We start from the raw sequence: 13,455 nt of genomic DNA on the forward strand, positions 1-13,455 counted from the left end.
ATTAGTACTTGTAACAATTGGAGTAGTATTATGTGTACCAAGTATTCGACGATTTGATTGATGATATAAGGGGAAGGAGAATAACTTATATGATTATAGAAGACTTGAACGATGTAGTAGTAAAGGAATTGGACAGCCAATACACTTTGCAGGAAAAGGTCTTTGAAGCAAAAAATTTCACAGTCTATATTGCTACCCATAGAGAAAATAAGCTAGCATATAACCAACTAGTATTAATAAAACATTTTTGTAACGAAAAGCCTTCCGTACATATTTGGCATAAGAAAATTAGCACCGATGCAACAAAACTGGATATCACAAAAGAAGTGACAGAAGCAATTCAATCTGGTTTTGTAAATGAAGAGTAAGCCCTAATCAAATTAGGGCTTACTCTTCATTAAATACAAATGTTTGTTTCATTTGTTTCCCTTCATTTACCGGATGACCGTTGTAAGAGAAATTCTTTTCTTCCCAAGTGATGACGACTTTGAAATTGTGGCTGTTAAAATCTAAAGGGAATACGATGTAGTCAAAGCTCGTCTGATTTTTTGAAACGTTGCTATTTAGCAAAGTAGGATTAAAAGTAGCTTTAGAGGTAGGGATGTTATCAACTATTTCTACAGCTACGTTTGACACATCATTGCCGATGTTTTTTACGAGTAAGCGATATGTATCGTATACACCTTGTTTTGGCTGCACTGCTTGCTTGTTTGCGTTATGGGATTTATCAATTTCGATATACCACTGTTTTGACTTTGATGCAATTGGTAGTGATTGAAATGTGTATGCACTAGCTTGTATTGGTAGTGTTAAACAGATTAGTGCGAAGAGAGAAAATATTTTTCGTTTCATTTTTAGAGAGCTCCCATTCTGTAACGGATTTATTTATTATTATTTTCTTTTTGTGAAAGGGTATACCATATAATGTAAGAGTTTGTTTTGTGAATATCGGATTAGGAGTCATTATCTTAGTTGTTACGCTTATACTTAGTGTTAGTACAGCTTTTTCCCAACAAGAAAGCCGATCGCCTTTAGGCATAGAATGAAAGGGAAGCTGGATCCGGAATGCTACTAAAAATCGTAAGGTCCGTGGTAATTTAAGTATCCAAAGTATAGGTAGTTTCTTCAGGTTTTTTGTTTAATTTTTCCGAAATAAATGATTATAGAAGAGTGTTTCAAAGTATTGGTTGAAGGGATATGTAACGAGCTTGATATGGTTAGTATCGCAATGTTATGTGATACTAATCGCGTTCATTTGTTTTTAAGTACACGGACAATCACTCCTTAGCCCTGCGAATATAATGAGAAAATAAAATGAGTGACATCAAAATGTTTGAGAGTAGAATGCCCTCATTAGAACGTTAAATAGTATATTCAATATATTTAGGGGATTAGAGGAAAAAGCTGTGTAGAGGCCATACTACACAGCTTTTTTCGTATGTCTGACTTTAGGATAACCAATTAAGCTTGTTTAATTGTTACGTATACGTACTTCTGTATCACTATCAAAAAAATGTGCTTTTGTTAAACTAAAGGCTACTGAAAGCTTATCGCCAGCTTTCAGTTCTGATCGAGCATTAATTCGTGCGACAAAACTTTGATTTTCAAGTTTTCCATGTATCATAGTCTCAGCACCTAATAATTCAGCAACTTCAATATTAATTTCGACAGTTGAATCGGGAGAAGATTGAAGGACAATTGGTTCATCGTGAATGTCTTCTGGACGAATACCGAGTATAAGTGTTTTTTGGTTGTATCCCTTTTTCTGCAATTTTTTTAATTGTCCTTCTGGTACTTTAAAACGAATGTTTTCTATATGAAAATAGTTATCTTTTAATGTTCCAGTAAAAAAATTCATGGCCGGAGAACCAATGAATCCGCCAACAAAAACATTCTCAGGAGTATCATAGACTTCTTTTGGTGTACCAACTTGTTGGATGATACCATCTTTCATCACAACAAGGCGTGATGCCATTGTCATTGCTTCCGTTTGGTCATGTGTTACATATATAGTAGTTGTGTTTAAACGACGATGAAGCTTAGAAATTTCTGAACGCATACTTACACGTAATTTAGCATCTAAATTGGATAGAGGCTCGTCCATTAAGAATACTTTTGCGTCACGAACGATAGCTCTTCCTAATGCAACACGCTGTCGCTGCCCACCCGATAATGCTTTTGGTTTTCGCTTTAAATAATCTTCAAGACCTAATATTTTTGCCGCCTCAGTTACGCGATGATTAATTTCATCTTTTGGTAGTTTTCGTAATTTTAAACCAAACGCCATATTATCGTAAACAGACATATGTGGGTATAGTGCATAATTTTGAAATACCATTGCAATGTCACGATCTTTTGGAGCGACATCATTCATAAGTTTACCATCAATATAAAATGAGCCATTAGAAATATCTTCTAAACCTGCAATCATACGTAGAGTAGTTGATTTTCCACAACCAGAAGGACCAACAAATACAATAAATTCTTTATCTTGAATATGTAAATTAAAATCAGAAACAGCAGTTGTTTTATTATCATATAATTTGAAAATATGATCTAATACGAGTTCGGCCATTATACATCACCCCTATTTTTATAATTAACTGAATTATAAGGTTTATTGATTGTAAGGTGAATTGGCAAGTTGCACAAAAAATGTTAATTTTTTTATGCAAAATTACGAGATGTTCAAAGAAAGAAAAGCCAAATAGACAGCTACAGCACCTTCAAATGTTTTTATATTCAATCCTGTTTTTTCAATAAATTTGTCAATTCGATACTGTAAAGTATTTCGGTGTAAATATAATTGTTTGGCCGCAAGTGATACATTTAAATTACATTGGAAGAATACTTTAATACTCTCTATTAGCTCTTTATCATTGAAAACATGTGCTAATAAATGATTTGTATATTTTTCCCTCTTTTCTTTTGGTAATAAGGTCATTAATTGATAAGGAAGGAGTTGTTCAATGTATGTAATTTTCTTTGATAGATAGGGAGAAAGATAAGAAAATAAATTTCGTTCCCATTGATACAAGTGAGAAATTTGATTGGTATGGGTGTAGTGTCTGCCGACAAAAAAGGATAAGGATATAAAAAAATCTGTTTCCAGCGTATCAAGGGCTGTTTGCAATCTATATTCAGATATATTTTCTGTTAAGATGAGGACTCCAGTTTGTGAAGTTTCCCATATTGTAGGATTATCAAAACCAAGTATTGAATGTAAAGCATTATGAAATTCTTCTCGTTCCGTTATAGGATGCGTTGTGAAGAAATGTAAAAAGCGTACAGATGTTATTTGAATATCTTTACTCTGATATAACGCTTCGTACCAATACTTTTCTATTTCTGTTTCATAGCATGTGTCAGTATGGAGGGGAGTTAAGAGGGATGAAAGTAATTGACACTCTTGTTTATGTAAGCGAGATTTACGAATTCCTACTCTATTCCCATCAATCAAAAACCAACTGTACTCTTCAGAAAGTATGGCCTCATTAATTTTTATATCTTTATCGTAATATCTTTTTAATTGTTGAATCATATGAACACTCCTTATCTTTATATTATTTATTAATAACAAATGCTATAGGGATAATGGATTGACATAGTTTGCGATGAAGATTTAAAAAATTCAGAAAATATATTGCGGAGGAAAAAGTGATAGTGTTATACTTCATAACAACTGGTAATGACAACATCATGTCGTGATCGAATTGGTATATGTATAAATAATATATCAATGATAGTTTATTCCTTCAACTGGTAATGACATAAGTCTACTAAAATTGATAGGAAGGGAGAGAAGAGCATTGTTTTTATAAATGAATAAAATTCGTTTGTAAACGCTTTATTTACAAGGTGCTCCAAATCTTTTGTAAAGTTGATTATATTAGTTTAATTTGTTGTCAGTGAGTTACAAGAAACATAAGTAAAGATTTTGTTATATAGATGATTGTTTCTAGAGGAGGAAAAGGGATGAAAAAGTGGTTTATTTTCTTTTTGTCAACATTGCTATTGGCAATAGTAGGATGTTCTAACAGTGGCGAAAAAGTTAACACGTCATCTAAAGATGAAAAAATAGAATTACGGTATGCACTTTGGGATAAGAAACAACTACCAGCAGTGGAGAAAGTGGTTCAACAGTTTAATGAAAAACATCCGAATATTAAAGTGAAAATAGAATTAACAGCGTACGGACAGTACTTTCAGAAGCTTGAAACGGCAGCAACAGGAAATGCATTGCCGGATGTATTTTGGATGAATGGACCAAATGCCGTGAAATACGCTTCGGGAAAAGTATTGATGCCTTTGGATGATAAAGCGAAAAAAGATAATTATAAATTGGAAAATTACCCAAAATCTTTAGTTGATTTATATACAGTAGATAATAAAACTTACGGTATTCCAAAAGATTTTGATACAACGGCACTTTGGTATAACAAAAAATTATTTGATGAAGCTGGAGTAGCATATCCAGATGATTCATGGGATTGGGAGAAAATGAAAGAAGCTGCAAAGCAATTGACGAAAAAGGAAAAAGGTGTTTGGGGATTTGCAGCAGCAATGGGAAATCAAGGTGGTTATTATGATCTCATTTACCAAAATAAAGGGTATGTTCTTTCTAAAGATAAAAAAACAGTAGGATTTAATAAACCACAAGCAATTGAAGCAATTAATTATAACATTAGTTTTATTAAAGAAGGATTATCACCAACATTTGCTCAAATGACAGAGACAACAGCATCTGATTTGTTTTTATCAGGTAAAGTAGCGATGATTTTTGACGGGCCTTGGATGGTACCAGAATATAAGAAAAATCCTGATTTAAATATTGCTGTTATGCCAAAAGGGAAAGAAAGAGCTGTTATGATTCATGGTCTAGCAAATGTCATCTCAGCGAAAACAAAATATCCGGATGCAGCTTGGGAATTTGTGAAATATTTAGGTTCTAAAGAGGCAGCAGATGTGTTTGCAGAAACTGGAACAGTCATTCCTGCTTTTAATGGAACACAAGAAGCGTGGGTTAAATCCGTTCCAAACTTGAATTTACAAGCGTATATCACTGGTCTTGAATATTCTTACCCATTACCGAGTGTGAAAAATACAGGAGCTTTATGGGAGCAAGAAACAAAAGTATTAAAAAGGGTATGGGGAGGAGAATTGAATGTTGAAGAAGCAACAAAAGAATTAACAGAGAAAGCAAATGAAGTTCTTTCTAAAAAATAAGGAGAGGGATCCTCTCCTTGCTTTAAATCAAAAATTATGGGAGGAGTGAAGAGATGGAGGATCTATCAATAAAGGTAGTGGAGCAAAAAAACACACATATACAAAAAAAATATAAAAAGAAAAAGAAATTAGATTATATATGGGCATATGTCATGATTGCCCCAACTATGTTAGGGTTATTCATTTTTTATATGTGGCCAATTGTGCAAAATATTTATTTTAGTTTTACAGCGTGGGATGCGTTTGGTAGCTATGAATGGATTGGACTAGAAAACTATAAAAAGATGTTTACTGATAAAGATTTAGGAAAGGCTTTTCAAAATACATTTATTTATATCGTGCTTACTGTTCCAATCGGTATATTTTTATCCATCATATTAGCGGTGCTATTAAATCAAAACATTAAAGGGAAATCCCTTTATAGAACATTATATTTTTTACCTGTTATTACAATGCCTGCTGCAATCGCTATGGTATGGAAATGGATCTATAATTCTGACTATGGGTTACTCAATTACATGTTATCATGGTTTGGAATTGATGGTCCTAATTGGCTTACCAACCCTAACATTGCATTATATTCAATTATTATAGTTGCGATTTGGGGGGGGATAGGATATAACATGGTTATTTTTCTATCTGGTCTCCAAAACATCCCTAAAACATACTATGAAGCGGCAATTATGGATGGAGCCCGGCCAATTACAATTTTCTTTAAGATTACATTGCCACTTTTATCGCCAGTTATTTTCTTCGTAACGATTATGTCTTTAATTGGAGCATTTCAAGTATTCGATCTCATCTTTATGATGATTGGTAGAACAAGTAATGTAATTGAAAATACACAATCTATTGTTTATTTATTTTATCAAAATGCCTTTATTTTAAATGAGAAAGGATATTCGGCAGCCATAGCAGTTGTATTATTAATTATTATATTAATCATTACAGCGATTCAAATGATATTACAGAAAAAGTGGGTGCATTATGATGAATAAAAGAGTAGGTGCAGTCAATAAAAATACAATTATGATTCATGCAATACTTATCATAGGTGCCTTATTAACCATTGGTCCTTTTATTTGGATGATATTAACGTCTCTAAAAACTTATACAGAATCTGTTCAAGTTTCACCAGTTATTATCCCATCTCAATTTATGTGGAGTAACTATACGGAAATATTCAACTTATTACCATTTTTTAAATTTATGATGAATACTGTAATTGTTACAATAGCTAGAACGGTCGGGCAGTTGTTTTTATGCTCATTAGCAGCTTATGCTTTTGCTAGAATACAATTTCCAGGTAGAAATGTACTGTTTTTACTAACTCTTTCCGTCCTAATGGTTCCGGCTCAAGTGTTTTTGCTTCCACAATATTTAATTATGGTAAAACTGGATTGGTTGAATACATTACAAGCGGTAATTGTACCTGGGTTATTTAGTGCATTTGGTACCTTTTTATTACGTCAGTTTTTTATGGGCGTTCCAAAGGAACTAGAAGAAGCAGCAAGATTAGATGGTTGCAATCACTTCCAAATTTATTGGTATGTTATGCTGCCTCTTGCGAAACCAGGTTTAATTGCGCTTGGTATATTTACAACACTCTGGTCTTGGAATGAATTGATGTGGCCGATGATTGTAAATAATTCACCAGATATGATGACATTGTCAGTTGGTTTATCTTCACTACAAGGGCAATATGCAACAAACTATCCGGTACTAATGGCGGGATCATTTTTAGCGATTTTACCAATGTTGTTATTGTTTGTTTTTTTACAAAAACAATTTATTGAAGGAATTACAATTACAGGTGGAAAATAAGAATAATAGAATAGGAGAGGATATAAATGATTACAGCGGCATTAATTGGGGCAGGAAGTCGTGGAATGTACGCTTATGCTTCTTACGCGTTAGAACATCCAACAGAGATAACTTTTGTTGCGGTTGCAGAATTGGATAATGCAAAAAGACGGAAATTCTCTGAAATGCATAGCGTTTCGGAAGATATGCAATTTGAAACATGGGAAGAGTTATTAGCGAAAGAAAAGCTTTGTGATGTATTGCTTATTTGTTCGCCCGACCGGTTTCATTATAAACCTGTTATGCAAGCGATTGAGAAGGGATACAAAATTTTATTAGAAAAACCAATGTCACCAAGCCCTACAGAGACATTGGAAATTGCAGAGGCTGCCACGAGATATAACGCATTATTAACAGTATGTCACGTATTAAGGTATGCACCGTTTTATAGGACTTTAAAAGAAATTGTTGATCAAAAGAAGATAGGGGACATCGTTTCAATTCAATGGAATGAAAATGTTGGTCATTGGCATCAAGCGCATAGTTTTGTAAGAGGGAATTGGCGTAATAAATCTGAATCAAGTTCAATGATTTTGCAAAAATGTTGTCATGATATGGATGTGCTACAATGGCTTGTGGGTGCAGAGTGTGAAAAGATTTCATCTTTTGGAAGTTTGACTCATTTTAAATCCGAACATGCACCTAAGGGTTCGACGTTACGTTGTACAGATGGTTGTGAAGTTGAAGAAAACTGCCAATATTCTGCTTTAAAATGGTATTTACACGAGAGAGATGAATGGCCAGCGAATGTAGTTTCTATTGATACAAGCATTGAAAATAGACTGGAGGCACTAAAAAAAGGACCTTATGGGCGTTGTGTGTACCATTGTGACAATGATGTTGTAGATCATCAAGTGGTAAATTTGCTATTTGATAATGATGTAACAGTTGCTTTTACAATGTCTGCATTTACGAAAGAGTGTTGCCGTACGTTTAAAATTATGGGAACACATGGTGAAATTCATGGTCATGATGTATTAAATGAATTGAAGGTCAAATATTTTTCAGGTGAGGTTGAAACGATTTACCCAGAAACAATAGAAGGTGGACATATGGGAGCAGATAATGCAATTATGACTGATTTTATCGAAAAGGTAAAAAGCAATAAAACAGAAAGTTTAACGTCTGCAATGATTTCGGCAAATAGTCATTTGATTGCCTTTGCCGCTGAAAGATCAAGAATAACGGGTGAAACAGTAAATCTTAAGCAATATGTGACAGACTTACAAGAATCGATGAATCCAGCAAAATAAGAAGAGCGCATATAAAGGAACAAATTAAATGTACGATTAAAGTAAATTTTAACAGTTGGAATAAGCTTATCTTTCTATGTGAGAAAGTGATGGTAATTCCTATTTTCATTCGATATAATAGCCATAAACTGGTTATAACAACTTTATAGATGAGGGAGTAAAACATGATTGCAAAAGATAATCGAACACCATTATACTACCAATTAATGGATATTATTGTGGAGCAAATTGAAGCTGGGAATTTACAAGAACATGATAAGCTTCCATCAGAACGCGAGCTATGTGAGATTCATGATGTAAGTAGAACGACAGTAAGACAGACAATGCAAGAAATGGAAAAAGAAGGATATATTTATAAAAAACATGGTAAAGGGAGTTTTGTCTCACCTCGTGTATTTAATCAAAGTCTTGTTCGTTTTTATAGTTTCACAGAAGAAATGAAAAAATTTGGAAAGGTTCCATCATCAACAGTCGTATCATTTTCCATAATTCATTGCGATAAAAAAATATCGAAAATTATGAATCTTAATCATGAAGAAGAGGTATATCAAATTACAAGACTAAGGTTAGCTGATAAAGAACCGATGCTATTTGAAACATCTTATATTCCTGTAAAGTTCTTTCCATATTTAACGAAGAAAGAATTAGAAGAAACACCAATGTACGAGATTTTTCGTACAAAATATCAAGTCCATATCACGCGCGCGGTGGAAAATTTCAAAGCGATTGCAGCAGAAAAAGAGCATGCAACATGGCTACAAGTTGAAAAGAATGAACCATCTTTATCTCTAGAACGGATTGCATATGCGAAAGAAAATATAATCGAATACACGCAGACCATTGCAAGAGGAGATAAATTTACTTACACAGTTGAATTACAATAAGTATGGTTATACTTATTGTAATTCAACTGGTAATGATGACGTGATAAGATATGAACTAATATTAAGGGGGTTCTCAAATGTTATTACATGCAAATGATGAAATAAGAGAAATATATGGAGCATGTTTTACAACGAAAGAGATTGCACAACAGCCAGATCTTTGGGAGCAAGTATATTTAAATTTTCAAAGCAAGCATCATGAAATTATAGGTTTCTTTTCAAGTATTTCAAGAAAGCATGAACAAGTGAGAGTTATTTTCACTGGTGCAGGGACATCCGCTTTTGTTGGAGACACAATTGTTCCATATATAAAAAGAATAACAAATTTAAAGAAAATGCATATTGAAAGTATTCCCACAACAAATATAGTTTCAAGTCCTTATTACTATCTTCAGCCAGACATCCCAACAATTTTAGTATCTTTTGCTCGCTCTGGCAATAGTCCAGAAAGTTTAGCGGCAGTACAATTAGGAGAACAAATTATTCGTTCAGTTTATCATATTATTTTAACATGTAATGAAGAAGGAAATTTAGCGAAGCAGTTTCAACATAAAGAGAACGCTTTTGTTATGTATATGCCGCCGGAGGCAAATGATCAAGGATTCGCAATGACAGGAAGCTTTACCTCTATGATGTTAACTGCACTTATGTTATGTAACTATAATCATATCCATCTTTTAGAACCTAGCATTATGGAAATTGTAAGATTAGGAAAAGGTGTTATCGAAAAACAAGAACGGGAAATTCAACGAATTGCAGAAAAAGAATTTCGTAAAATTGTATTTTTAGGATCAGGCGTATTTGAAGGGCTTTCTCGAGAGGCTGCTTTAAAATTTCTAGAGTTAACTGCTGGTCGTATCCCAGTTATGTTTGACACCCCCCTTGGGTTTAGGCACGGACCGAAATCAATTTTAGATAAGGATACAGTTGTTGTATTATTTTTATCTAATGATGAGTATACGAAAAAATATGATCTTGATTTATTAAAAGAGATTTTTCAAGAGAAAGAAAGGAGCGAGATTATTGTTATAGCACATCAAGATAATCAAGAAGCAAGGAGACATTGTAATACGTTTTTATGCAATGAAGGACGAAATCTAAAAGATGACATGTATATTACGTTTATTTATATATTATACGGACAAATTTTAGCATTATATAAATCAATTGCATTAGGGATTACTCCAGATAACCCTTGTCCAAGTGGAAGTGTAAATCGTATCGTTCAAGGGGTAACAGTACATCCTTATAAAGGAAAGGAATAGTAATTTATGAACTACTACGTCAAAGCATCTATATATCTACTAGAAGATGGTGTTCGTGAAAGTGGATATTTACATATTGTAAATGGATACTTTCTAAAACATGTTGAAGAAATAGTAGACGGAGCGTTAGTAATGGATTTTGAAGGTAGAATTATTTCTCCAGGATTTGTTGATACACATATTCATGGTGTAGCGGGACATGATGTCATGGATAGCACATATCAATCGTTAAACAATATCTCTATTAAGTTATTGGAAAATGGTGTTACGAGCTTTTTGCCCACAACATTAACTGATTCTTCGGAAAATATAATGGAAGCTTTGAAAAATATAGCTCATGCAAAAAAAAGAGGGGTAGAAGGGGCAAGTATTATTGGATCTTTTCTTGAGGGACCTTGTTTTACGGAGGTATATAAAGGTGCACAAAATCCTAAATATTTTATTGATCCAACCATTGAAATGTTAGAGGAGTGGATTGTTGCATCAGAAGGGACTATTAAAAAAATTGCAATGGCACCAGAGAGAAGAGATGCTATTGCTTGTATACGTCATGCTGTGAAAAAGAATGTCCGTGTAGCAATTGGTCATGCGAATGCAAACTATGAGATATGCCAGAATGCGATTCAAGCAGGAGCGACGATTTTTGTGCATACGTTTAATGGAATGAGAGGATTACATCACCGTGAACCTGGCGTTGTTGGAGCGGTACTCTCAACTGAGCATGTGTATGGTGAAATCATTGCAGATGGACATCATGTACATCCAAGCGTAGTGAATATTTTATATAAATGTAAAGGATACGACAAAACTTGTTTAGTTAGTGACTGTATGCGAGCGGGCTTATTAGGGGATGGCACATATAATTTAGGAGAATTTGTTGTCCAAGTGCAAGACGGCATTGCCCGAACAGAGGCGGGTTCTTTAGCGGGAAGTACACTTCGATTTATTGATGGTGTGAAGAATATGGAGAAATGGACAAATGCATCGTTATGGGAATGTGTTCATATGGGATCGTTAATTCCTGCTAAAAGTATTGGAGTTGATAATGAAATTGGAAGTATAGCACCAGGGAAAAGAGCTGATTTTCTTATATTAACAGAGGATTTAGATCTTATAGGAACAGTTGTAGGGGGAGAAATGAAATATAAAAAGAATAAAGAGAGGATTTGAGAGTATGCTTGTTTCAACTCAATTTATACTGAGAAATGCACAAGAACAGGGTTATGCGGTTCCGGCTTTTAATATTCATAATTTAGAAACTTTAAAAGCAGTAATTGAATCCGCAGTAGAGCTTAGGTCACCTGTTATTATAGCTGCTACACCAGGCACGATAAAATATATGGGAAAAGAATATCTTTTGCATATGATTGAAGCAGCGAGAAAGCGATATGATATACCAATTAGTCTACATTTGGATCATCATGAAGATATAAGTGATATTAAAAATTGTATCGATTTAGGAGTTAGCTCTGTTATGATTGATGCATCGCATCATCCATTCGAAAAAAATATTCAGATTGTTCAGGAAGTTTCGGCGTATGCAAAACAATATGGAGTAACAGTAGAGGCTGAGTTAGGGCAATTATCAGGAATAGAAGAAGATATAGTAGTGGAAAACTCAATTTATACAGATCCTTACCAAGCGAAAGAGTTTGTAGAACGTACAAATATTGACTCATTGGCAGTTGCAATTGGAACGGCACATGGACTATATAAAGGGAAACCAAAATTAGATTTACAAAGATTAACAAATATTAGAAAGCAAGTTGATATTCCCCTTGTATTACATGGTGCCTCCGGATTATCGGACAGTTTAGTGCAAGAAACGATTCGTTTAGGAATTTGTAAAGTGAATATCGCAACAGAGTTAAAAATTGCATTCGGAACAGCATTACGTCATTATTTATTTTCTCATCCAGAAGAAAATGATCCGCGTAAATATTTTTCAGATGCAATTATGGCGATGAAACGGGTTGTTGCAGATAAAATAAAGATGTGCAAAAGTTTAAATCGTGTGTAAGGAGATATTCTTATGATTGCGACAATTACATTGAATCCATCTGTTGATATGCGATATGAATTAGGAGAATTAAAACTAAACAAAGTACATCGCACGAAAGACTATGAAAAAACTGCGGGTGGAAAAGGCATTAATGTATCGAGAGTACTTCGTTTGCTAGGAGAAGAAGTAACTGGAGCTGGGTTACTTGGTGGTAGTAATGGTGAGTTCATAAGAAAAAACTTGAAAGATTTATCAATTATTGATGAGTTTGTTTCCGTTAAAGAAGAAACTCGCAATTGTATAGCGTTAATCACAAAAAAATCTGCGTCAGCTACTGAAGTATTAGAAGCAGGACCAGCTATTTCAGAGGATGAAATAGCTCTTTTTATAAAAAAATATGAAAGGATAGTAAAAGATTTTGAGTTTATTGTTGCATCGGGAAGTTTACCTAAGGGTATTCCAAATTCATTTTATCAGCAGTTGGCACAAAAGGCAGCTGAAAATGGTAAAAAATTCATATTAGATACAAGTGGAGAACCATTATTGCATGGCATACAAGGAAAACCATTTTTAATTAAACCAAACAGGCAAGAAATTTGCCAGTTGCTTCAAAAAAAACGTGTGTCACAGGAAGAAATGATTGCGGAAGCAACTAAAATCTGCGAGAGGGGCGTGCAGTATGTTTTGTTATCACTTGGAAGAGAAGGAGCGATACTTATTACGAAAGATGGAAGCATAAGGGCAATTATTTCAGAAATAAAAACTATCAATACTGTTGGCTCAGGTGACGCAATGGTTGCGGGAATAACGTTAGCACTCGCAAAGGGGTATGGGATAAAGGATGCACTTCGTTTTTCAGTGGCGTGTGGAATGGCTAACGCAGCTGAGGAAATAACAGGTTACATACAGCTTAAAAATGTAGAGAATTTCTATAATGAAATTATAATTGTCTAAAAGTAGGA

At 33.9% G+C, this 13,455-nt stretch carries 13 protein-coding genes; 10 read left to right on the forward strand and 3 right to left on the reverse strand.

All coding sequences use genetic code 11. From position 1 onward, the window contains the following. The first annotated feature begins 89 nt into the window (after positions 1 to 89). A complete protein-coding gene (locus DM800_RS11145; protein ID WP_087983074.1) occupies positions 90 to 368 on the forward strand; it encodes a hypothetical protein in 279 nt (92 codons plus the stop codon). Positions 369 to 387: 19 nt separating this feature from the next. Here the strand turns inward: DM800_RS11145 and DM800_RS11150 are convergent, their stop codons facing one another. The 3 genes from DM800_RS11150 to DM800_RS11160 all read right to left on the reverse strand — a co-directional run bounded on the left by DM800_RS11150 (position 388) and on the right by DM800_RS11160 (position 3,541). Further along, positions 388 to 852, reverse strand: coding sequence for a hypothetical protein (locus DM800_RS11150; RefSeq protein WP_087983072.1), 465 nt, complete (start codon positions 850 to 852; stop codon positions 388 to 390). Positions 853 to 1,471: 619 nt separating this feature from the next. Further along, complete coding sequence (locus DM800_RS11155; RefSeq protein ID WP_000829430.1) at positions 1,472 to 2,575, reverse strand: ABC transporter ATP-binding protein; 1,104 nt, start codon at positions 2,573 to 2,575, stop codon at positions 1,472 to 1,474. 102 nt (positions 2,576 to 2,677) lie between these two features. Next, complete coding sequence (locus DM800_RS11160) at positions 2,678 to 3,541, reverse strand: PucR family transcriptional regulator (protein ID WP_016134130.1); 864 nt, start codon at positions 3,539 to 3,541, stop codon at positions 2,678 to 2,680. A gap of 434 nt (positions 3,542 to 3,975) precedes the next feature. On the opposite strand from DM800_RS11160, the gene DM800_RS11165 reads away from it, so the two are divergent. The 9 genes from DM800_RS11165 (at position 3,976) to pfkB (ending at position 13,447) form a co-directional block, all read left to right on the forward strand. Further along, positions 3,976 to 5,226, forward strand: coding sequence for an ABC transporter substrate-binding protein (locus tag DM800_RS11165; protein WP_088608704.1), 1,251 nt, complete (start codon positions 3,976 to 3,978; stop codon positions 5,224 to 5,226). 53 nt (positions 5,227 to 5,279) lie between these two features. Then, positions 5,280 to 6,224: a carbohydrate ABC transporter permease gene (locus DM800_RS11170; protein WP_000389888.1), complete on the forward strand. Its 945-nt coding sequence runs from the start codon at positions 5,280 to 5,282 to the stop codon at positions 6,222 to 6,224. Then, positions 6,217 to 7,050, forward strand: a complete 834-nt coding sequence (locus DM800_RS11175; RefSeq protein ID WP_033659821.1) for a carbohydrate ABC transporter permease — start codon at positions 6,217 to 6,219, stop codon at positions 7,048 to 7,050. The genes DM800_RS11170 and DM800_RS11175 overlap by 8 nt, the downstream gene beginning before the upstream one ends. Positions 7,051 to 7,076: 26 nt before the next feature. Next, a complete protein-coding gene (locus DM800_RS11180) occupies positions 7,077 to 8,342 on the forward strand; it encodes a Gfo/Idh/MocA family protein (RefSeq protein ID WP_073517940.1) in 1,266 nt (421 codons plus the stop codon). Positions 8,343 to 8,506: 164 nt separating this feature from the next. Then, complete coding sequence (locus tag DM800_RS11185; RefSeq protein WP_088608703.1) at positions 8,507 to 9,226, forward strand: GntR family transcriptional regulator; 720 nt, start codon at positions 8,507 to 8,509, stop codon at positions 9,224 to 9,226. 77 nt (positions 9,227 to 9,303) lie between these two features. Further along, positions 9,304 to 10,491: an SIS domain-containing protein gene (locus DM800_RS11190; RefSeq protein WP_088608702.1), complete on the forward strand. Its 1,188-nt coding sequence runs from the start codon at positions 9,304 to 9,306 to the stop codon at positions 10,489 to 10,491. 6 nt (positions 10,492 to 10,497) lie between these two features. Then, a complete protein-coding gene (nagA, locus tag DM800_RS11195) occupies positions 10,498 to 11,661 on the forward strand; it encodes an N-acetylglucosamine-6-phosphate deacetylase (RefSeq protein WP_088608701.1) in 1,164 nt (387 codons plus the stop codon). A gap of 4 nt (positions 11,662 to 11,665) precedes the next feature. Continuing rightward, on the forward strand, positions 11,666 to 12,511 hold the full coding sequence (locus tag DM800_RS11200; RefSeq protein ID WP_098133623.1) for a tagatose-bisphosphate aldolase subunit GatY: 846 nt from the start codon (positions 11,666 to 11,668) through the stop codon (positions 12,509 to 12,511). A gap of 12 nt (positions 12,512 to 12,523) precedes the next feature. Then, positions 12,524 to 13,447: a 1-phosphofructokinase gene (pfkB, locus tag DM800_RS11205; protein ID WP_147786865.1), complete on the forward strand. Its 924-nt coding sequence runs from the start codon at positions 12,524 to 12,526 to the stop codon at positions 13,445 to 13,447. The last annotated feature ends 8 nt before the right edge of the window (positions 13,448 to 13,455 follow it).

It is taken from the genome of Bacillus sp. AY18-3 (assembly GCF_008042305.1).
In the GTDB taxonomy this organism is placed as follows: Bacteria; Bacillota; Bacilli; order Bacillales; family Bacillaceae_G; genus Bacillus_A; species Bacillus_A wiedmannii.

What these genes read in the sequence shown, in the direction of transcription:
- DM800_RS11145 (WP_087983074.1), top strand. Translation starts at nt 90, where the DNA reads ATGATTATAGAAGACTTGAACGATGTAGTAGTAAAGGAATTGGACAGC.
- DM800_RS11150 (WP_087983072.1), bottom strand. Translation starts at nt 852, where the DNA reads ATGAAACGAAAAATATTTTCTCTCTTCGCACTAATCTGTTTAACACTA.
- DM800_RS11155 (WP_000829430.1), bottom strand. Translation starts at nt 2,575, where the DNA reads ATGGCCGAACTCGTATTAGATCATATTTTCAAATTATATGATAATAAA.
- DM800_RS11160 (WP_016134130.1), bottom strand. Translation starts at nt 3,541, where the DNA reads ATGATTCAACAATTAAAAAGATATTACGATAAAGATATAAAAATTAAT.
- DM800_RS11165 (WP_088608704.1), top strand. Translation starts at nt 3,976, where the DNA reads ATGAAAAAGTGGTTTATTTTCTTTTTGTCAACATTGCTATTGGCAATA.
- DM800_RS11170 (WP_000389888.1), top strand. Translation starts at nt 5,280, where the DNA reads ATGGAGGATCTATCAATAAAGGTAGTGGAGCAAAAAAACACACATATA.
- DM800_RS11175 (WP_033659821.1), top strand. Translation starts at nt 6,217, where the DNA reads ATGAATAAAAGAGTAGGTGCAGTCAATAAAAATACAATTATGATTCAT.
- DM800_RS11180 (WP_073517940.1), top strand. Translation starts at nt 7,077, where the DNA reads ATGATTACAGCGGCATTAATTGGGGCAGGAAGTCGTGGAATGTACGCT.
- DM800_RS11185 (WP_088608703.1), top strand. Translation starts at nt 8,507, where the DNA reads ATGATTGCAAAAGATAATCGAACACCATTATACTACCAATTAATGGAT.
- DM800_RS11190 (WP_088608702.1), top strand. Translation starts at nt 9,304, where the DNA reads ATGTTATTACATGCAAATGATGAAATAAGAGAAATATATGGAGCATGT.
- nagA (WP_088608701.1), top strand. Translation starts at nt 10,498, where the DNA reads ATGAACTACTACGTCAAAGCATCTATATATCTACTAGAAGATGGTGTT.
- DM800_RS11200 (WP_098133623.1), top strand. Translation starts at nt 11,666, where the DNA reads ATGCTTGTTTCAACTCAATTTATACTGAGAAATGCACAAGAACAGGGT.
- pfkB (WP_147786865.1), top strand. Translation starts at nt 12,524, where the DNA reads ATGATTGCGACAATTACATTGAATCCATCTGTTGATATGCGATATGAA.